Annotated in this window: 19 protein-coding genes; 18 read left to right on the plus strand and 1 reads right to left on the minus strand. The window is 44.5% G+C overall.

Annotated features, from left to right (window positions below):
• Positions 1–498 (plus strand): methyl-accepting chemotaxis protein (locus HGJ98_RS20720; RefSeq protein WP_291353608.1); only part of this gene is annotated, 498 nt, incomplete at its 5' end.
• Positions 499–617: 119 nt separating this feature from the next.
• Here the strand turns inward: HGJ98_RS20720 and HGJ98_RS20725 are convergent.
• Positions 618–1,223, minus strand: coding sequence for a Uma2 family endonuclease (locus HGJ98_RS20725; protein WP_291353609.1), 606 nt, complete (start codon positions 1,221–1,223; stop codon positions 618–620).
• 500 nt (positions 1,224–1,723) lie between these two features.
• Here HGJ98_RS20725 and HGJ98_RS20730 point away from each other — a divergent pair, with 500 nt between their 5' ends.
• From HGJ98_RS20730 to fliI, 17 genes are all read left to right on the plus strand, one after another.
• Complete coding sequence (locus HGJ98_RS20730; RefSeq protein ID WP_291353610.1) at positions 1,724–2,110, plus strand: flagellar protein FlaG; 387 nt, start codon at positions 1,724–1,726, stop codon at positions 2,108–2,110.
• A gap of 348 nt (positions 2,111–2,458) precedes the next feature.
• Entirely contained in the window at positions 2,459–4,168 is a 1,710-nt protein-coding gene (locus HGJ98_RS20735; protein WP_291353611.1) for a flagellin, read from the plus strand.
• Between the two features lie 91 nt (positions 4,169–4,259).
• On the plus strand, positions 4,260–6,008 hold the full coding sequence (locus HGJ98_RS20740) for a flagellin (RefSeq protein WP_291353612.1): 1,749 nt from the start codon (positions 4,260–4,262) through the stop codon (positions 6,006–6,008).
• A gap of 196 nt (positions 6,009–6,204) precedes the next feature.
• Complete coding sequence (locus HGJ98_RS20745; protein ID WP_291353613.1) at positions 6,205–6,558, plus strand: flagellar protein FlaG; 354 nt, start codon at positions 6,205–6,207, stop codon at positions 6,556–6,558.
• Between the two features lie 343 nt (positions 6,559–6,901).
• Complete coding sequence (fliD, locus tag HGJ98_RS20750; protein ID WP_291353614.1) at positions 6,902–8,722, plus strand: flagellar filament capping protein FliD; 1,821 nt, start codon at positions 6,902–6,904, stop codon at positions 8,720–8,722.
• 80 nt (positions 8,723–8,802) lie between these two features.
• Complete coding sequence (fliS, locus tag HGJ98_RS20755) at positions 8,803–9,195, plus strand: flagellar export chaperone FliS (protein ID WP_291353615.1); 393 nt, start codon at positions 8,803–8,805, stop codon at positions 9,193–9,195.
• Positions 9,195–9,530, plus strand: coding sequence for a hypothetical protein (locus tag HGJ98_RS20760; RefSeq protein ID WP_367142756.1), 336 nt, complete (start codon positions 9,195–9,197; stop codon positions 9,528–9,530). Before fliS ends, HGJ98_RS20760 begins: the two co-directional genes overlap by 1 nt.
• 26 nt (positions 9,531–9,556) lie before the next feature.
• Positions 9,557–9,925 (plus strand): flagellar protein FlaG, encoded by a 369-nt coding sequence (locus HGJ98_RS20765; RefSeq protein WP_291353616.1) that lies wholly within the window; start codon positions 9,557–9,559, stop codon positions 9,923–9,925.
• 471 nt (positions 9,926–10,396) lie between these two features.
• Positions 10,397–12,595, plus strand: a complete 2,199-nt coding sequence (locus HGJ98_RS20770) for a chemotaxis protein CheA (RefSeq protein ID WP_291353617.1) — start codon at positions 10,397–10,399, stop codon at positions 12,593–12,595.
• A 295-nt stretch (positions 12,596–12,890) separates the two neighbouring features.
• Complete coding sequence (locus HGJ98_RS20775) at positions 12,891–13,337, plus strand: chemotaxis protein CheW (RefSeq protein WP_291353618.1); 447 nt, start codon at positions 12,891–12,893, stop codon at positions 13,335–13,337.
• Complete coding sequence (locus HGJ98_RS20780; RefSeq protein WP_291353619.1) at positions 13,321–14,565, plus strand: chemotaxis response regulator protein-glutamate methylesterase; 1,245 nt, start codon at positions 13,321–13,323, stop codon at positions 14,563–14,565. Before HGJ98_RS20775 ends, HGJ98_RS20780 begins: the two co-directional genes overlap by 17 nt.
• A gap of 3 nt (positions 14,566–14,568) precedes the next feature.
• Positions 14,569–15,057, plus strand: coding sequence for a flagellar basal body rod protein FlgC (gene flgC, locus HGJ98_RS20785; RefSeq protein ID WP_291353620.1), 489 nt, complete (start codon positions 14,569–14,571; stop codon positions 15,055–15,057).
• Between the two features lie 5 nt (positions 15,058–15,062).
• Positions 15,063–15,392 carry a flagellar hook-basal body complex protein FliE gene (gene fliE, locus HGJ98_RS20790; RefSeq protein WP_291353621.1) on the plus strand — a complete coding sequence of 110 codons (330 nt, stop codon included), beginning with the start codon at positions 15,063–15,065 and terminating at the stop codon, positions 15,390–15,392.
• Positions 15,393–15,652: 260 nt separating this feature from the next.
• Positions 15,653–17,248 carry a flagellar basal-body MS-ring/collar protein FliF gene (fliF, locus tag HGJ98_RS20795; RefSeq protein WP_291353622.1) on the plus strand — a complete coding sequence of 532 codons (1,596 nt, stop codon included), beginning with the start codon at positions 15,653–15,655 and terminating at the stop codon, positions 17,246–17,248.
• A complete protein-coding gene (fliG, locus tag HGJ98_RS20800; RefSeq protein ID WP_291353623.1) occupies positions 17,249–18,253 on the plus strand; it encodes a flagellar motor switch protein FliG in 1,005 nt (334 codons plus the stop codon). It begins immediately after the preceding gene.
• Positions 18,237–19,196, plus strand: a complete 960-nt coding sequence (locus tag HGJ98_RS20805; RefSeq protein ID WP_291353624.1) for a FliH/SctL family protein — start codon at positions 18,237–18,239, stop codon at positions 19,194–19,196. Before fliG ends, HGJ98_RS20805 begins: the two co-directional genes overlap by 17 nt.
• Complete coding sequence (gene fliI, locus HGJ98_RS20810; protein WP_291353625.1) at positions 19,102–20,373, plus strand: flagellar protein export ATPase FliI; 1,272 nt, start codon at positions 19,102–19,104, stop codon at positions 20,371–20,373. Before HGJ98_RS20805 ends, fliI begins: the two co-directional genes overlap by 95 nt.
• The last annotated feature ends 17 nt before the right edge of the window (positions 20,374–20,390 follow it).

Below are 20,390 nucleotides of genomic sequence, written 5' to 3' on the forward strand. Positions count from 1 at the left end.
AATGCCGCAATAGAAGCCGCAAGAGCAGGTGAGAACGGTCGAGGATTTTCAGTCGTGGCAGAAGAAGTACGAAAACTAGCAGAAGGTGCTACAGAAGCCACCAATGAAATTAAGACAATCGTTTTTGAGATTCAGAATGGAACTGAAAAGGTCACAAAATCGATCTCAGCCGAAGCAAATGCCATTGCCGAAGGAGCGCAGCTTGTTAAAAGCGCTGGACAATCCTTTATCGAAATTCAACAAGCGGCCTCGTCAGTAACGGATAAAGCAAAAAATATCACCACTGAAACAAAGCAATTAGCCGTTGAAAGTGAAGAGGTCGTTAAGTCTATAACAGAAGCTGAAGAGAATTCAGTACAAGTAGCTAATAGTGCCCAAAATATTGCTGCAGCAACTCAAGAACAGTCGGCATCGGTTCAAGAGGTCGCTGGTTCGATTAGCGGGCTTGATGAAATGGCGCAAAGATTAAAGAATTCGAGTAGTAAATTTTTAGTTTGAGATTGCTAAGAAGCCTAAAATTGAGAGTCTCATGAACTTATCTTATTCCCTGGATATATACAGGCCTTGGAGAAAGATCACTCTCCAAGGCCTGTTTTTCGGCAATCGATGGCATTATATTACAGTTCTTTAACCAAATGACCAAGGGAGATGGCTAAATCCTCGAAAATCCCCATTTTTATCTTCTCACCGAGTGGATATACAGATGGTCTAGAATACTTTCCTTTTTCCTCAAGGGTATAGACCATAATAAGCTTATCGATGGGATGAATAATCCAGTACTCCTTAACAGAATGTTTCTCATACAAGTTTAACTTTTTTATGTAATCCAATGAGACGCTCGCAGGGGATACTACTTCGATAATTAAATCAGGGCTTCCTTTACACCCCTTAATATCTAATTTTTCTTTATCACAAATAACAGCTATATCGGGTTGAACAACACTCTCTATTTCCTCATCCGATGCATCTGCATCCGCGAGTCTTACGTCAAAGGGAGCCGTATAAACCTCGCAAGACCGGCTCACTAGATAATTAGAAATCTGACGGAGGAGTTCGACGACAATTTTCTGATGGATCCTAGCTGGTGCCGGTGTCATGGCATAGGCCACTCCTTCAATTAGCTCAACAGATTTATCCTCTGGCCAATTCAGATAGTCGGCATATGAATATTTGATCATACCATACTGCTTTGAAAAAGAACTCTCTTTGAATTCTTGCCCCATCTGGAAGCCACCTCCGTAGGCAATTTTAACATATAATGGTATTCGCGTCGAGGTAAGTCTCAAGCACATTATAAACGCCTAGATGCAAGTCATGGCAGAACGCCTTCAACTGGTTTCCAGGGATTCCTTGGTGTAGTGTCGATTGATAAAATCAATTAAAAATGTCGTATCCATTGGAGAAAGGAGAGGTTCCATGATCCTTATTCTCATATTATACTAAATTAATGATTGATTACAGAAATCAACGTCTGTAATTATGGCTTGATTTCAGCGTGAACCCTAGTTTTCACAAGCTAAACAATAAGTGGATAAGTTGGTGTCAGGCACAGGTCCCAGGTCAGGCACCGGTCCCTGAGCAGTGCTATTCTCCATGACTAGATGTAGAATCCTGATAGGGATCTACAACGATTTAACACAGGTAAAGGAAATTCTATTAAAGGTTTAAAATATTTATCCGATACTTAATATAGATAATGATTCTATTGATGAGGTGTAACAAAATGGAGATTAATGCTGGACAAGTCCCTGTCTATGTTAATAGTATTTCATCTACATCTACTGTAGCTTCTCCAGCGGAAGAGGCTGGTAGCAAACCTAATGATGTTGTTAAACCAGAAATAGGTAAGGATCAATTGCAACCAAATAAAGATATCAAAGAGCTCACCAATGATGAAATTGGTCAAGTTACGGATGGCTTAAACAAGTTCATGGAAACCATTAATACTGATCTTAAATTTGAAATACATGAGAAGACTAACAGAGTGATAGTCCAGGTAGTGGATTCAAAAGACCAGCGAGTTATTAAGGAATTTCCACCCCATGAATTGTTGGACACCCTAGCTGCTATTAGTGACTATGTGGGAGTGTTACTAGATAAGAAAGTTTGAATTTAGTAGTCAATAGCAAAAAAATAAATTAATCCCAGAAGATAGAGATCGTAAAGAACTCGTTTGGAACATTGTTTCCATACGGGTTCTTCCTAAATCTATGCAATTAATTAGACTTAGAAACATTAGATGAAAACAAGCGTAATTAGGAGGAAAATTAACTAAATAGATACTATAAACGTAAAATTGGCCGTTATTAGGACTAAGGTGAGAACAGTAAACTAGCGATATATTATATAAGCAAGTAAGTAGAAACCTTCATCCAACCGGCCGGAGGAAGAAGCGCTCTACTACATGCAAGATGCACGGGCAAGGATGCCTGGCATGAAAATCAAGGAGGAATATATAATGATTATTAATCACAACATGGCTTCCCTCAACACCTATCGTCAGTTGAGCACTAACAACGTTAACAGTTCCAAGTCTCTGGAGAAACTGTCTTCAGGTCTTAGAATCAACAAAGCTGGAGACGATGCTGCTGGTCTTGCAATCAGTGAAAAGATGCGCGGTCAGATCCGTGGCTTGGATCAAGCTACCCGAAACTCCCAAGATGGTATCTCAATGATTCAAACGGCTGAGGGTTCCTTGAGCGAAACTCATGCAATTCTTCAAAGAATGAAAGAACTAGCTACACAATCAGCCAGTGATACTAACGTTAGTAGTGACCGCGACGAGATCCAAAAGGAAATCAACCAACTTTCTTCTGAAATCAACCGTATCGGTAACACTACTGAGTTCAATACCCAAAGCTTGCTGAAGGGTGACGGCAAAACAACCCTAGATGCAACAGGGATAACCGCTGGAACTGGAAGCCTAACAGGCGGTGCCGAGGCATACAAAACTCAAGCAAAGCGTCAAGATACTATGTCCATTGCCGCTGCAACTCACGCAATTTCGTATACGATTAACGGTCAAGTCGTAGGGGTTACTTTTGGTGCAACTGGTGCAGGTGGAAATGCTGACCATACAGCTTATGGTGTAACAGCAAATGCTGCGACCATTAACGTGGATGCATCGCAAGATGCTGCTGAAACTGCAACAGACGTCGCTTCAGCTATGCAGGCAATTATTGACAAGAATGATACATTAAAAGGAAACTATACAGTAACGGCAAGTGGTAATGATATCATTATTAAGGCTACAAAGGATGGTCGTTTTGATGGTGCAGCTGGTAATATTTCTGCTGCAACTCCAACAACTATGACAGCCACTAACGTTCCAGGAGGAACTGCAGCGGGTGCCGATATAGCTGCTGCTAAAGCCACTACGACTTTAACAATGCCTACTATTGGTTCCGCCGCTGATGCAACGGCATTAGTTGGGAAGGGTATCACTGTTAATGGAACAGTTCTCGAATTCTACAATGCAAACGATGGAGCATACACAGGCAATGCGCAAGGTATTGATATAAGTGGTGCTATCGAGGCAACTGCTAACTGGCAACAATCTGTTGTTGATGCTGTAGTTCAACAAGCGGATGTTGATGGGGTAACCTTATCAAATTCAAGTAATAACATAGTTGTTACTGCTGCCACAGGGGGGGTGGCTGGTAACAATATAAAAACTGCCGATGGTGGCGTTCAAGAGCAATTCAAAGCCACTTTCCAAGTAGGTGCTAATAAAGGCCAAAGCTTTACAATCGATATCAATGATATGCGTTCCGAAGCTCTCGGCATCACCGCAGCTGCTGGAACCGCTGGTTTTAAAGCAGAAAACACGGTAACTGATGGTACAAGCGAAACTGTAAAAGAAGCTGCACTTGACGTTTCCTCGCACACGAGTGCAACTGCAGCTATCAAAGTTATTGATGACGCTATCGCAAGTGTTTCCGCAGAACGTTCCAAACTCGGTGCTTTCACAAATCGTCTTGAGCACACCATCAACAACCTTGGAACTTCTTCCGAGAACCTAACCGGTGCAGAGTCCCGTATCCGTGACGTAGACATGGCGAAAGAAATGATGAACTTCCAAAAGAACAACATTCTTTCCCAAGCTGCTCAAGCGATGCTGGCTCAAGCTAACCAACAGCCTCAAGGCGTTCTTCAGTTACTCCGTTAATCCTAATACCCTAGTACAAAAAGCCCTGGTTCACCAGGGCTTTTTTAGTACCTAGATAGTATAGGAAAGATGGCAATGGAGGCTGTTTACTATGATAATATCGCATAACTTATCTGCAATGACGGCCTACAGGCACCTTGCCGGCAATAGTAACCAAGCAAGCAAATCTCTTGAAAAGCTATCGTCTGGTCTGAGAATTAATCGCGCGGGTGATGATGCAGCGGGTCTTGCTATTTCGGAAAAGATGCGCGGTCAGATTCGTGGTCTTGGCCAGTCCATCCGCAACGCTCAAGATGGTATCTCGCTCATTCAGACTGCTGAAGGCGGTGCGTCTGCAATTCATGATATGCTGCAACGAGGTAGAGAGTTGTCTGTGCAAGCTGCCAGCGACACAATTATTGATTCAGACCGAGCAAAAATTCAAGACGAGATTAAACATATTCTGTTGGGTATCGATGATGTGGCCAATAATACGGAGTTTAATACTATCAAACTATTAAACCGGACAGGTGGAATACTTCCTCCGACCGTTTCTACGGCGGTAGGGCCATCCCAGTTTGATGGTATATCTCAGGCGGCATTAGATGAACTCACAATGAATCTGCCAGGCTGGATCAATGATTCGCTGGTTGCTATTCATGACCAGTTAGGGGTGGACTATCCGGCCAGTAAGAGAAACCTCGCAGTCGCCTACTATAGCGATTTGGATGTCAATGCAGCCGCCGCCTCGATGGGAACTTCTGATGGTGGAGCCTCTTTGACCCTCCGGGTAAACGTGGCCAAAGTATTTGATGGATCCGGCAATTTACTCCCCGATGGAGTCCTAGATACCTTAATTGCCCATGAAATGGTCCATGCCCTCCAATTTACGGAGATGCCCTTTAGCATCGATGGACTAAACCAGGGTAAAGAAAACTGGTTTCTCGAAGGTTTAGCAATGGCCATTCAAGGAGGCAACTTTTTTCCTGTAACGGATTCCAATGTAAATATGACAAATCCTTTTGATGGGGATTATCGCTCTGCTTTTGAAGCGGTCAAAGTAATGCATGAACTGATCGATGGTGGGATATCTGCTTTGATCGACGAATTGGAACAGGGCAAGAGCCTCGGTCAAGCAATTAATGCTGTTACTTGGGATTCTGCAAGTACAGAGATAGGAACAACCGACGTAGCGGTTGGTCACCGCGTGAGTGACATTCAGGATGTCGATAGCTTTATAGAGTATTTCAATAACAGTACTGATGTGGATACTTACCTCACTAATAGTACTGACTTTACACTAGGCTCAGGAGCTATTGTTCATGGCAATGTCAAAGGTAGCAGCGGCAACCTAACTCAGGACGCGACTATTCCCAATGAGACAGGTACTTCAGTGCTGGATGCCCTCTATAACCTTTCTTTTGGTAACTCCGGCAGCCTTACTAACTATATTCCCGGAAGTAGCGGTGGCAGCATTACTCTCCAGATCGGAGCCAATACTGCTCAGAGTATGTCGTTTCAATTGCATGACCTGCGGTCATCATCACTTGGCCTGAAAGATGTAAGCGTGTCTACCCGTAGTGATGCTGATAGCTCGATCGCAAGTTTCAACTCGGCGATAGAGCAAGTATCTTCTGTTAGAAGTTACTATGGAGTTATTCAGAATCGTCTAGAGCACACCATAGCAAACCTCTCTAACGCAGAAGAAAATCTTACCGCCGCTGAGTCCCGTATCCGTGACGCAGACATGGCCAAAGAAATGATGAACTTTCAGAAGAACAATATCCTAGCCCAAGCCGCTCAAGCTATGCTGGCGCAAGCTAACCAACTACCACAAGGTGTTCTCCAATTGCTCAGGTAAAGAGTAAGGCCAATATAAGTGCACTCATACTCTTGGAGAGACCTTGGCAAAGTGCTTTATGCAGTTTGGATATTAATATCTACACAAATTGATTACCGGCTAAGGATTGGCATAAATTACAAGAAAGTATTGCGGAAGATAAATATGACGTGCTACAATATTAATCAGATATTAGCGTGTAAGGTGGTATTAGTACATGGCTGTTACTATTGGACCTACTTCTAGCAATCCGATTAATATGGAACTTTCTATCCGTCAGCGGGTTAACACCCCGGCTGCTCAGAAGATTTCTCAAGAACTTAACGCAGGGGGTCGAGTCGCTGTAGCAGAACGGGCATTCCAAACTGCTCTGGGACACATCTCCAAGTTACTTGCAGAAAAAAATATCCAAGTTTCCACCATCTTTGACAGCCAGAATGGGAACCAGGTCAGAATTATGGATGGGGATTCCGGTCGACTGATTACCCAATTACCACCTAATGCCGTAATCCAAATTGCTCAAAGATCTAAGGAACGTAATATAGGCTGGATTGTGAACAAATTACTCTAAGCTTCATAGATGGATTTGTCAGGTATTTATGAAACATAAGATTTTTCTAATTTAAAACCTATTGCCTTTGATATTAATGCCTCATCCAATTAGGATGGGGCATTACCGTTTTTTACTATATAGTATTGGGATGCTTCGACCTTACTCATAACAATGAGATAATTTTTAAGCTTCTTTTCATATAAAGTTATATTAAGCCTAAAGTATCAGGACCAATTCACCGATAATTAATATGACGGAGAAATATATAACATTAGTCAATAGACTCGAATGATCAGCTTTTACGGTACTTAAAAAGCAGTATCAAGTAAGAGATCTGGGTTTAAGGGGGGACAAATCAGATATGCGCACCTACGGTTTAAGTGGCTCTGGCATGGACGTTGACCAAATGGTTAAAGACTTAATGAAGGCCCGGCGGGCCTCTTTCGATAAAGTATGGCAGCAAAAGACACAGACGGAGTGGCAGAAAAAAGACTATAACACCATGTATACACTTTCACAGGATTTTCGCAACTCCACAATTTTTGATTTTCGAAAATCAGGTAGCTTGTTGCCTAAACAAGTGACATCGTCCAATGATAGTGTTTTAAGTGCTACCGCCAATGCAGATGCAGCGAATGTGTCTCACTCAGTCGTGGTGAGTCAGTTAGCCGATGGCGTAAAACTTTCGAGCAGTGACAGTATCAATGCTTCGGGTACTCTTGTCAGTCAATTCGGATACACTGCTGGCTCGACCCTGGATTTTAAAATTAATGGCCAAGGGGTTAGCGTTAGTGTGACAGATACGACCACCATCTATGATGTCGTTAGTGCAATTAACCAGACAGATGCTAATGTCAAGGCTAACTACGATACGACGCTTGATCGATTTTACATTTATTCGAATAAGACAGGTGCAGAAGCTAAGGTGGATTTTACTGGAAGCTCATCAACGGGGCTAGACTTTATCTTGAATAAACTAAAACTTGGAACAGTCACAGATCAGGGAATGGTGAGTAATGCTGAACTAGGAATTGATGCTGCCAGCTATACTACAAAAACAATTAGTGAAGCTTTTGGTATAAGCGGAGTTTTTAGCATAGATGTAAAAACCAGCACCGGAACTCATAATATCCCGATCAATGGGGCGTCTAATACACTCAGCGATATCATTGGAGCTATTAACTCTTACGCTGGCAGTGAAGTGGCTAGCTATGATGCTACGACTCAAAAGGTTACCTTAAAGGCTGATGCGGATGGTAATGCTTTCAGTATTTCTAGTAATGATGCTACCGGCCAAGATTTCTTGATCAATCAATTGAAACTAACAACCTTTGGTCAGGACGCTAAATTAAAACTGGACGGTGTCGACATAGCTAGATCCACAAATAGCTTTACAATATCAGGTGTGAATTATAATTTAAAATCAGTAAGCACCACCCCCACCAATATTTCTATACAACCGGATATTGATAAGACCATTGCTAATGTCAAAGCCTTTGTGGATAGTTATAACACTATGATTGGTGCGGTCAATTCAGAGATAGCTGAGAATAAATATCGAGATTTCCTTCCTCTAACAGACGCTCAGAAGGCGGATATGAAAGAAAACGACATCAAGGTATGGGAGGAAAAAGCCCGCAGCGGGCTCTTACGCCGCGACCCAATTTTAACTGATATGATAACTAACCTGCGGTCTGCTTTTTCTACTCCGATCAGTGGGCTAACTGGAGATTATAGGAGTGCTTCATCTATTGGGATTTTGACTGGTTCGTATATCGATGAAGACGGCAATATCAATTCTGAGTCTAACAATGGCGGCAAGCTATATGTGAATGAAGACGAACTGAGAAAGGCTCTCACCGAGGACTCCGATATTGTTAATAAAATTTTTGGGTCATCTGGAGATACTAAGGAGACTAAAGGGGTAGCTCATCGCCTATATGACCAGATGTATACTTCCATAAATAAACTTAAAGACCAGGCTGGTTTACCTGGCGCTACGGACACTAATAGTTTTCTGGCAAAAAGACTCGAGAACTACACCGAGTCATTAAATACGATGGATCTTAGGCTTATAAACATTGAAAAAGGCTACTATAGACAGTTTGACGCTATGGAAGCGGCACTGAATAAACTTAACCAGCAAAACTCATGGTTGTTAGAACAGTTTAGTAGCGGTTAAAACTCATAAGCAAGAGTTTCGTTGAACTTAAGGGAATTAATTGTTCAGATGATATTACAAGAAAGTAAGGAGGATTTTTCATGATAAATTCTCAGATGGCGAACGCCTATAAAAATCAGCAAGTTATGACGGCTTCACCGGAACAGTTGACATTGTTACTGTATAATGGTGCTTTAAGATTCTTGACAGAAAGCATTTTGGCCATGGAACAGGGGGATGTCCAAAAATCCCATAATGCTAATCTGCGTGTGCAGGACATCGTACGAGAGTTTGTTCAGACCTTGGATATGAGCTATGAACTCTCAAAAACTTGGGCGCAACTCTATGAATATATTGAACACTGTCTCATTCAAGGAAACATCAAAAAGGATCTAGAACAGTTGCAGAACGCCAAAAGTATGTTGACAGAAATGAGAGATACTTGGGCAGAGGCCATGAAACTTACTCATGTAGCCAGGGCAGTAGGCAAGTGATGATAGGTGACAAGTTAGCCCAAGCACTGTGGCAGGATTATCGGTTTTTAACTAAAGAAATGGCTAAGTTTTTAGCTAAACAGGATATGGAGCTTTTTAATGAGCTGATGAATCAACGGGAACAGTTGCAAACCGCCATTGATCAGGTCGAGGATGAGGGATTCAAAGGCTCATCGGTGGGACAGGCGATTCTAGCTGAAATTTACCAAGATAATCAATATATTATCGATAATGTTCAGATCTTACTTAGTCGGAGCAAACGACAACACCAGGTTTCGGAAGCCTATGGTGCAGTAAGTACAACGGCTGTCAGCCAGAAGAGCTGGCAACGGTAATTGGCGATATATAGGAGGGATTTATCATGATCAATCCCATTCAACCGAATACTCAGACCACCATGATTCCCATGGATGCTTTTGCAGGGCAAAAGTTAGACCGTTCCTTGGAAACACCTCGTAAGGTCATCGATCGTAAGGGAGAAATACCCTCTGCCCGGGAAGAAATTCCACGTGAACAGGTGGAAAAGGCGACGGAAAAGCTCAATCGACTGATGGGAATTATTGATAAACGCTTAGAGTTTCAGGTTCATGAAGAGCCTGAGTGCTTCATGGTTAAGATTATTGATCAGCCAAGCGGTGAGGTATTAGATGAAATTACGCCTAAACGGGTTTTAGATATTTTAGGTTCTTTCACTCAAGTGGCAGGCATATTGTTCGATGAACTTGTGTGATCGAATATGAGGTTATATCTGGAATAAAGATAATACATTTGTTGTTTTACCGTATAAAACAAACAGGAAGCAATTTTTTGCCTCCTGTTTTGTTTTTTTGCCCAAAGGTCCTAGTGGATTGTGACAATCCGACTATTTGTAGGCTTCACTACTAAGTGTATTGTTAGTCACATAGCACAATTTGCTAGTAAATTAGAATATCTTTACAGTTAACACAATAAACTCGGCAATTTTGTCGAAAATACTTATATACGATTTTGCGACTTGGTGCTAAGATAAAGAGAATATAAGTAATATTGTTTATATGCTTCTTTGGAGGAATTCTAAAATATATGGCGAATACAAAGTAATCGGATTAATTTGTCCTTTTTTAAATAATACATAACAATATGTGACAAATAAAATTCGGAAGCGCTAGAGTGAATTGCGTCAGGTTATTTGTAATAGATATAAAAGATAGGGGGGCAAAGCGTGAGTCAAGATGATAACAACAATTTGGGAGTTGATCTAGGAGAATTCATTGACTTTTACCTATTAGATTCCCAAGAACAGATTGAGAAGCTGGGGGCTGGACTCTTACAACTAGAGAAAGAGGGAGGGAATATTGGACTTATTAACGATCTCTTCCGCTCAGCTCATAGTTTAAAGGGAGCTTCTGGGACCATGGGGTTTACGCCAATCGTTGCCTTAACTCACGCTGCTGAAGATTTATTAGATCATTTGCGCCAGGGAAAAATGGATGTTTCCTTGGAAATGATCGATACTTTATTAGCTGTGACAGATCGAGTGAAAGCGATGTTGGCTCAGGTCGAGCAGCGTCAGGAGATTACCATTGAGTTCGAAGATTTAGCCTCCTCTATGAGAGGAATCTTAAAGGGGGATAAACCTGTTAAGGAAGAGATGATTCAAACCTCTGAGACAGAAACGGAAGACCTGGTAGAATTTGTTCCCGTAGACTTCGCTTTAACACCCTCCGAATCCGAAAAGGTAATTGATGCTCATAGTTTAGGGCGTGGGGTTTATCAGGTACATGTGAAACTTGGCCCTAATACCCTCATGAAAGCAGTCCGTGCCGTCATGGCAACTCAACGAGTTGAAGGAATGGGCGCAGTTATCAAACTTTTGCCGAGTCTCGAGGATCTGGAAGTTGGGGATGCTGAGGAATTTTTTATGCTCGTGCTTTGTGATGAGCCGCGAGAAGAGCTTCGGAAGGAGCTTCTGGAAATTTCTGAGTTGGAGGATGTTTTCGTACATCCCTATCAAAATGTTATAGAGATAGTGGAAACCAACCTTGAGGAAAGTGCAGCGGAAATACCTGTTGCGGAAATAGGGATAGAGCCTAAGGTGATTCCAAGTGTTGGGGCGGAAGAAAACGTCATCAAACCTATAGTGACTCAAAAAACAACCCTTGAACCAAAGGGAATAGCTAAAGCTCCTGGAACGCCTATGGCAGAAACCGCCAATGGTGAAGGAAACACTCAGGTACATACGATTCGAGTTGATACCGCCCGAATGGATAACCTCATTAATCTTGTTGGGGAAATGGTTATTACCCGGACCCGTTTGGTACAGATCGGTCTGGACCTGAAAGCTCAATATAGTACAGATGGTATGGTCAATAGTTTAAATGAAGCCAATGTATACTTGGGTCGGTTAATGAATGATCTTCAAGAGAGTGTTATGCGGTTACGTATGGTCGCTATTGGAACCGTCTTTAATCGATTTCCCCGTTTAGTTCGGGATCTCGCTAAAAAAACAGGCAAAGAAATTGATCTTGTCTTAAAAGGTGAAGATACAGAACTGGATAAGACGGTGGTTGAAGTTATCGGAGATCCCTTAATGCATCTCATTAGAAACTCAGTGGATCATGGCATCGAATCCCCTGAAGATCGCCGGGCGGCCGGTAAGCCTGAACTAGGTACTATTACCCTAAATGCCTACCATGAGGGGAACCATATAGCAATTCTGATCTCGGATGACGGGGGAGGATTGGATCTCGATAAAATCCGGCAAATAGCCATTTCTAAAGGTTTGATCGGGGAACGAGAAGAACTATCTGAACGGGATATCGCGAATCTCATCTTTTTACCGGGCTTTAGCACTGCAGACGTGGTGACGGATATTTCCGGTCGTGGTGTTGGTATGGACGTTGTGAAAAAAGCCCTTAATAATCTGGGCGGTATGGTAGATATTACAACGCGCAAAGGGAAAGGAAGTACCTTTACCATTCGCTTGCCTTTAACTTTGGCGATTATTCAGGCCCTTCTTGTCGAAGTAGGCCAGGAAATTTATGCTGTTCCACTTTCTTCAGTTTTAGAGACTCTTCTGGTTAATCGAGAAGATATTAAAACTGTGGGTGGGCTGCCAATGGTCCAATTGAGAGGGAATACCTTACCTTTGATTTCTCTCCAAGAAAAATTTGATCTTCCCAAGCCGGAAACTGAAAGCAGTGAGGTCTATGTTGTCGTGGTAGGCTTTGGCGATAAAGCTCTAGGGCTTATCGTGGATGAGTTACGGGGACAACAAGAAGTCGTCATAAAATCCTTAGGCGAGTTTCTCAATAATCTCCCTGGAATTGCCGGAGCAACCATTCTCGGAGATGGTAAAGTGACCTTGATTCTCGATATAGGCTCTTTAATCCAAGATGTCTTAGTCACACGAAAAGCATAGGCGAAGCGCGAAGCGCATCTTCGAAGTTCGAAAAAACGTTTCCCTTTTTATAAAAGGGCCTGTCATTCTGAACGAAGTGAAGAATCTATCCCGATTAAATTCGAGGGGTAAATAAGATTCTTCGCTGTACTAAGAATGACAAAGTACTAAAATCTTGATCAATCACACTCGCTTATCTATAATATCGAACACTTATAAAAGAAACTTTAAATAAGTTCCTAAAAACTGACAAGTTTTTATTCCAGTCGAACCACGAACATCGAACCACGAACTACGAATAAAGGGGGTTTTGTAAATGGCAGAAGAACAGTTAGTGACCTTTAGCTTAGGGTCTGAAGAATTTGGTGTTGATATTATGCGTGTCCAGGAGATTATCCGTATTCCACCAATAACTCGGGTGCCTAAATCTGCTAATTATATTGAGGGTGTTATTAATTTGCGAGGGAATGTCATTCCTGTGATCAGCTTGCGAACTCGTTTTGGTATGACTCGGGTGGAAGAAACTGACCTTAGCAGAATTGTGGTCTTGCAAGTCCAAACTAAGGTTTTTGGAGTCCGGGTGGATGCCGTAACTGAAGTCTTGCGTCTTGACAGTGAAGCCATAGAACCACCTCCGCCCATCGCCCTGGGGATGGACTCTCAGTTTATTCGCGGAGTAGGGAAAATAGGGGAACGTCTGCTTATCCTCTTAGATCTTGATCACATCATGGGTGGAGAAACAAGCCATGACGTCAGCGCATAGAGCTCAGATCGGGGTCCTCATCGTTGATGATTCCCCCTTTATGCGCTTGACCTTACAAAAGATTCTCAATCAGGACCCGGGTATTAAGGTCTTAGATACAGCGAAAGATGGGCGGGAAGGGATTCTGAAACTCCAGTCTCTTCGTCCGGATGTCGTTACTATGGATGTTGAGATGCCGATCATGGATGGGCTCCAGGCCTTGGATGAAATTATGCGTTGGCAACCGACTTCGGTGATCATCTTGAGTGCTGTTACGACAGAAGGTGCACAGTCTACCTTGAAAGCTCTTGATTTGGGTGCTATTGATGTTGTAGCCAAACCGTCGGGAAAGCCTGGCGCGGATTTACAGGCCTTTTCCCGGGATCTAATTGATAAAGTAAAAGCAGCGGCCCTAGTTAATCCTGCACGACTTAAACCCAAAGAATTCTCCGCTGTTTCAGCGAATTCCCCCACCACGAACCCTGCGGCTTCCCCCTCGGTTATCACGGCCCCCGCCCCGGCGGTTTCTCCCGAAACGGTGAAGACAGGTTCCGGAATTCATGCTGGAATCTCAAAAGCTGTGGCACCTAAATCTTCCTTGAATAAAAGTTCGGGACTTGGATCTAGGGCGGTAAGTACGGGTAAAGTGGGAATGTTACCAAAACATGCGGTTGAAATTGTGGCTATCGGAACGTCTACGGGAGGGCCTTCAGCGCTTCAAGCAGTTTTGCCCACACTTCCAAGGAATTTCCCGGTGCCGGTGTTGGTCGCTCAGCATATGCCGCCAGGATTTACAGGTCCCCTCGCTCAGCGATTGAACGGGTTGTGTGCTTTGAACGTACGGGAAGGAGTCCATGGAGAAGCCCTGAAAGCGGGAACGGTCTATGTAGCTCCGGCTGGTAAACAACTTCAGGTTCAGCGGAGGTCTGGTCAGTTGATCCTGAATATTGGAAATGAAGCTCCCATACCCACCCTTTATCATCCTTCAATTGATGTCATGTTCCTATCTTTAGGGAAGGAAGTTGGAAAGGGGACACTAGGGGTGGTCATGACCGGAATGGGAAGTGATGGTACTAAGGGTATGAAAGAACTTAAGAAATTAGAGGGGTTTGCCATTGCAGAGGCAGAGGAAACCTGTGTTGTATATGGGATGCCTAGGTCTCTCGTGGATGCTGGTTTAGCCGATCGAGTGGTCCCCCTTGGTGAGATCGGAAAAGCAATTGTGGAATGTGTTATGAGGAGGGGATAATCTATGGGGGTTTTTGGAGCGATTGAAATTAGCGCTTCCGGCTTAACGGCCCAACGCTTGCGAATGGATCTTACAGCCAACAATATTGCTAATATTAATACGACTCGTACGGGAGAATTAACTCCAGCGGGAAATCAGATCCCTTATAGCCGACAGGTCGCAGTGTTTGTACCTCGTCCACCGGAAACATCCTTTTCTAAAGTCCTTGGAGATACTATGGGTATCGGGAAGGTAGGGAATGGGGTACATGTGGCGAGCATTCAGAACGATGTAACCCAACCCTTTCGGCTGGAGTATAACCCGGATTCTCCGGATGCGGCTAAAGTAGCAGAACTAGGCTTGCCAGAAGGATATGTCCGTCAACCCAATGTAAATATTGTGACGGAAATGGTGGATATGATGACAGCCTCGCGAGCCTATGAAGCGAACGTGACGGCTCTAAACGTCAGTAAGTCAATGCTGGCTAAAGCACTTGAGATAGGAAAGGGGTAAGTTAGATGAGTATTCCACCGATTGCCCCCATAATGCCCCTTGGAATCATCAATTCGATTACACCAACAGGGCTTGAGGCGAGTGGTAGTTCCGGAGAGGGCGCATCAAAGGCAGGGGCAGATTTTTCTAAGTTTTTGAAAGATGCCTTGGGTGAAGTAGATGCTTTGCAATCAAAGGCAGATACGGCTACCTTGGCCTTAGCGACTGGTCAGGTTCAGGATTTGTCTGAAGTAATGGTAGCCTTAGAAAAGGCCAGTCTGTCCTTGACCTTAACTGTGGCAACCCGTGATAAAGTGATCGATGCCTATAATCAGATCATGCGTATGCAGATTTAGCGAGGTGCGATGCTCGAAGTTCGACTTGAAACGTTCATAAACGAACGTCTCGATTCAAGCTGGAGTAGCTTGTTATATAAAAATACGTGTTAACCGTTATTTTTTAGGGGTTATTAAGTCTTGTAATTCATGGAAAATAATTTAGTCAGAGGAACGATGCGCGAGGCGCGAGATTCGATGCATTAAACGTTCGGAACGAACGTCTTCATTCGAACCTCGAGCATCGAACTTCGTGTCACGAATTGAAAGGAGGAGCCAAGGTGAATTTTTCTTGGGCGGGAATAAAGCAATCGATTATGACATTTTGGAACAACCTTTCTAGCCCACAGAAAATAATAACGGTGCTTGCTCCCCTTTTGGTTGCCGGAGCGTTGATTTACCTAATTACCTGGGCAGGACGCCCGCAGTACGTAGCTATTTTTACAAAGCTGAGTGACGTTGATGCCGGGGCGGTCACGACGAAGCTAAAAGACCTTAAAGCGGATTACAAGCTGGCGGATAATGGCTCAACCATCTTGGTTCCACAACAGGCAGCGGCAGATCTTCGTTTACAACTAGCCAGTGCTGGGCTTCCTCAACAAAGCAAATTCAGCTTTGATAATTTGGATACCATGCGACTGGGGGAGACGGATGCTGATCGGAAACTACGTTATGTTCTCGGATTACAGAACGAATTAGAAAATACACTAAAGACCTTGAATGGGGTAGAAGACGCCCGTGTGCATATTGTAATGCCGGAACCCTCGCTCTTTGTCGATAGTCAAAAAGCAGCAACAGCGGCAGTGACCCTGAAACTTGTCCCAAGCACGAAACTTGGTGAAGATCAGGTGCGTGCTATCGCAAACTTGTTATCAGGCTCAGTCGAAGGACTGCAACCGGAGAATGTGACGATTGTAGATACAGGAGGGAATGTTCTATCTGATGTTCTCGGAAAGAGCAGTGATCCTAACCGATTGACAGGTACTCAATATCAACTTAAACAAACCGTCGAGGAAGACATACAGAAATCAATCCAGAGCATGCTGGATCGTGTGCTGGGCTCAGGGAAAACCGTCGTCCGAATTAGTGCAGTATTAGACTTCGATCAGAAAACCATCGTTAAACAAACCAATGGCCCCGGGGCCGTAGTGAGTGAACAGAGTTCCAACGAAACCAATACAAATGGTACAGTGGGGGCTGGAGGTACACCGGGATTGGATGCCAATGGGGCACCGACCTATCCCACTACCCAAAATGTGAATTCTACATCTACGAAAGTTACCAGTACTAAAAACTATCAGGTGGATACCACTCAAGAGGAACAAATTGTAAGCCCCGGCGGTGTTAAACGGCTTTCGGTATCGGTTATGGCAGACGCGGACACCATTACCCAGGACCAACTGGACCAAATTAAAACCATTGTAGCTTCTGCTGCTGGAGTGGATGCAAACCGGGGGGACGAAGTCCAGGTAGCTGCCATACCCTTTAATAAGATGGACTTACAGAAAGAAGTCTTGGCCATGGAAAACGCTGAGAAACGGCAAGAACTTATCACCTATGCCGAAATTGGAGCCGCAGTATTATTGGGTTTAATATTTAGCCTCGTGTTACTTCGAAAACGCTCCAAAAAAGCCCGTGCTGAGAAAATGTTGGAGCTAAATAATAATTCGGAGCCTGTGACCCTTGCCACCGCAGAACTGCTCATGGCTCAACAGATTGCAGAGGAAGAAGCTCAACTAAAATTAGCCCAGAAAAATGCTAAATCGGCGGATGAGATTGAGAAGCAAAAGACTAAAGAGGCCGTCGAACTATATTCACGCAATAACCCGGATGAGGCAGCCCGTCTTATGAAAACATGGCTATCGGAGGAGAGGTAGATGGCGCACGCTTTAACCGGAATCCAAAAAGCGGCGATTCTGATGATCGCTTTGGGTCCGGAAAATTCCGCTAATGTAGTTAAACACCTTGGGGATGCTGAAATAGAACAATTGACCCTGGAAATGGCTAATGTCGGTCGAATATCGCCAGAACAGCGGGATCATGTTGTGGAAGAATTCCATCAAATGTGCATGGCGAATGACTATATCTCCCAGGGGGGCATCGAGTATGCACGAGAAGTCTTAGAACGTGCTTTGGGAGAAACTAGAGCCTTTGAGATTATCAGTCGTTTATCGACTTCTTTAAAGATGCGGCCGTTTGATCTCGTGCGCAGGACAGATCCTAAACAGCTTTTTTCCTTTATTCAAGGAGAGCACCCCCAGACGATTGCTTTGATTATGACGCATCTGCCCGTTGAAAAAGCCGCGACCTTGCTCGCCAGCCTTAACCCAGACCGACAGGCTGATGTGGCGAAGCGAATCGCAACCATGGGTCGTACGAGTCCGGAAGTGCTCAAAGAAATTGAGAAGGTTTTAGAACGTAAGATTTCTAGTTTAGCACCTACAGACTATACAGCTTCAGGGGGGATCCAGAGTATCGTGGATGTCCTTAACAGAACGGATCCGGGAACGGTTAAAGTCGTTATGGATTCTCTGGAGATCGATGATCCTGATTTAGCCGAACAAATTAAGCGACAGATGTTTGTCTTCGAAGATATTGTTATGCTGGACGACCGCGGTATTCAGTTAGTCTTGCGTGAAGTGGAAACCAAAGACTTAGGTCTGGCCCTTAAAGGGTCCAATCCAGAAGTGGCTCAAAAGATCTTATCCAATATGTCCTCCCGGGCCAGTCAGATGCTCAAGGACGATATGGAATTTATGGGGCCTGTACGGTTACGGGATGTAGAAGACGCTCAGCAGCGCATTGTAAAAGTCATTCGCAAAATCGAGGAGAGTGGCGCAATTGTCATCTCTAGAGGAGGCGCCGATGAGATTATCTATTAGCGGACGAGTTGTCAAGAGTTACGATGTGGAGGTATCAACCCCGCGAATGGTGGAATTCCTGGAAGGATTTCAGCAGTTGGGCAAGTGTTTGACGGTTCTTAGTGTGGGAGAAGAACGTCAGCAGACCTCTGCCCCGGAGTCTGAACTCTCGGATGGGGATACTCCTTGGGATGCAGCAAGCAAGGATGAAGCAGGAAAGCTTCTTGGAGAAGCCAAAGATCAAGCAGCAAAGATTTTGGCGGAAGCTGAAGCTAAGGCTAAGAAACTTCTTGCTCAAGCAGAAGCTGATGCTCAGAAAATCCTTGCCCAAGCCCAGACGGATTTAGAGGGTATACGTCAAGAAGTCAAGGAGCGTGCAAAGGCTGATATTTATCCCGCGGCCCAGGCTGAGGGTTTTCGTGAAGGAAGGCAAGCCGGTGAGGCTGAGGGAAAACGCCTGACCGAGGAGGCTAATCAGCTCTTTCTGTTAGCCCAGAGAGCGGTTCAAGAGGAATACGCCAAGGTAGATAAGGATTTACTTCATTTAGCCATAAAAATTGCTGAACGTATTGTGCGTTCAACCCTTTCAATTGAACCTCAGAGATTGGCAGCCATCATCCAGGCTTTAACCCTCTTACCCCTGGAAAGGGAGGGTTGGCGGCTTCATGTGGCTCCGGATGATATCCAGTGGCTGGAGGGGAAGCTGCCCTGTCCTTGGGTTATCAATGAATCCTTAAAGCCTGGAGACTGTTTCCTAGAGTGTGACGAAGGGGTTTTTGATGGAAGGCTTGAAGCCCAATTAGATAAACTAGAACATAGCTTACGAGAGGAGCTTGAGCATGGGGGCGTGGAATCGATTAGCGCAGACTGTGGAACAGACGGAACCGATCTCGTCTCAAGGCAGGGTCTCAAAGATCGTGGGCCTGATGGTGGAGTCAGCTGGACCGCGAGCCAGTGTGGGTGAATACTGTCATATCATCACCCGAGAGGGACGAGAACTTCCGGCTGAAGTGGTGGGTTTTCGAGATTCAACCACCTTGCTTATGCCTTTAGGGGAACTCGAAGGGATTGCCCCGGGAGACCGTGTGCTGTCTCAGCGGCAGAAGCTGACGGTACCTGTAGGACCGGGACTTCTCGGCCGCATTCTGGATGGACTGGGACACCCCTTGGATGGGCGGCCGCTTCAGACAGAAACAGCCTACCCCTTGCAGAACAAACCACCCAGCGCCTTATTACGCCCGCGAATCCGAGACACTCTTAGTGTTGGAGTTCGAACCATCGATGGGATTCTAACCATCGGTCGTGGACAGCGGATGGGGATTTTTGCTGGCTCCGGCGTGGGCAAGAGTACCTTACTGGGCATGATGGCCAGGAATACCGTTGCAGATATCAATGTTATCGCCCTGATTGGAGAACGGGGTCGTGAATTACGGGATTTCATTGAGAAGGATCTTGGTCCAGAGGGTTTAGCTCGTTCAGTCATTATTGTTGCAACCTCGGATCAACCTGCTCTAGTTCGACTAAAGGCTGCATTTACAGCTACAGCCATTGCAGAGTATTTTCGGGACCAAGGAGAGAATGTACTGCTCATGATGGATTCGGTAACCCGTTTTGCCATGGCCCAACGGGAAGTGGGCCTCACCGTAGGTGAACCTCCGGCAACCCGTGGATATCCTCCTTCTGTATTTGCTCTTTTGCCTAAACTATTGGAACGCTCAGGAATGGCAGAAATCGGGAGTATTACTGGAATCTATACAGTCCTTGTCGATGGGGATGACCATAATGAGCCGATAGCGGATTCAGTTCGCGGAATTCTCGATGGGCACATTGTTTTAACTAGGGAGTTGGCTATGCAAAACCAGTTTCCGGCCATTGATATTTTACAATCCGTCAGTCGGGTTATGAATGATGTGGTCAGTCCGGAACACAAGGAATTAGCGGGCAGGGTGCGTGAATATATTGCTATTTATCGGGATGCAAAGGATTTGATTGATATTGGGGCCTATACTCCTGGGAGTAATCCTAAGATCGATGGGGCAATCGCCCATATGGACCGCATTCAAGCTTTTTCTCGGCAAAGAGTCGATGAATATGTTACAGCCCAAGAGATGCTTCAACAATTGCAAGGGATTTTTCGCTAAACCCGCGTCACGATAGC

It is taken from the genome of Desulfosporosinus sp. (genome assembly GCF_014237355.1).
GTDB lineage: Bacteria > Bacillota > Desulfitobacteriia > Desulfitobacteriales > Desulfitobacteriaceae > Desulfosporosinus.

Bases quoted from the DNA above. Each gene is read 5' to 3' on its own strand.
- HGJ98_RS20725 (WP_291353609.1), bottom strand. From the start codon at position 1,223: ATGGGGCAAGAATTCAAAGAGAGTTCTTTTTCAAAGCAGTATGGTATG.
- HGJ98_RS20730 (WP_291353610.1), top strand. From the start codon at position 1,724: ATGGAGATTAATGCTGGACAAGTCCCTGTCTATGTTAATAGTATTTCA.
- HGJ98_RS20735 (WP_291353611.1), top strand. From the start codon at position 2,459: ATGATTATTAATCACAACATGGCTTCCCTCAACACCTATCGTCAGTTG.
- HGJ98_RS20740 (WP_291353612.1), top strand. From the start codon at position 4,260: ATGATAATATCGCATAACTTATCTGCAATGACGGCCTACAGGCACCTT.
- HGJ98_RS20745 (WP_291353613.1), top strand. From the start codon at position 6,205: ATGGCTGTTACTATTGGACCTACTTCTAGCAATCCGATTAATATGGAA.
- fliD (WP_291353614.1), top strand. From the start codon at position 6,902: ATGCGCACCTACGGTTTAAGTGGCTCTGGCATGGACGTTGACCAAATG.
- fliS (WP_291353615.1), top strand. From the start codon at position 8,803: ATGATAAATTCTCAGATGGCGAACGCCTATAAAAATCAGCAAGTTATG.
- HGJ98_RS20760 (WP_367142756.1), top strand. From the start codon at position 9,195: ATGATAGGTGACAAGTTAGCCCAAGCACTGTGGCAGGATTATCGGTTT.
- HGJ98_RS20765 (WP_291353616.1), top strand. From the start codon at position 9,557: ATGATCAATCCCATTCAACCGAATACTCAGACCACCATGATTCCCATG.
- HGJ98_RS20775 (WP_291353618.1), top strand. From the start codon at position 12,891: ATGGCAGAAGAACAGTTAGTGACCTTTAGCTTAGGGTCTGAAGAATTT.
- HGJ98_RS20780 (WP_291353619.1), top strand. From the start codon at position 13,321: ATGACGTCAGCGCATAGAGCTCAGATCGGGGTCCTCATCGTTGATGAT.
- flgC (WP_291353620.1), top strand. From the start codon at position 14,569: ATGGGGGTTTTTGGAGCGATTGAAATTAGCGCTTCCGGCTTAACGGCC.
- fliE (WP_291353621.1), top strand. From the start codon at position 15,063: ATGAGTATTCCACCGATTGCCCCCATAATGCCCCTTGGAATCATCAAT.
- fliG (WP_291353623.1), top strand. From the start codon at position 17,249: ATGGCGCACGCTTTAACCGGAATCCAAAAAGCGGCGATTCTGATGATC.
- HGJ98_RS20805 (WP_291353624.1), top strand. From the start codon at position 18,237: ATGAGATTATCTATTAGCGGACGAGTTGTCAAGAGTTACGATGTGGAG.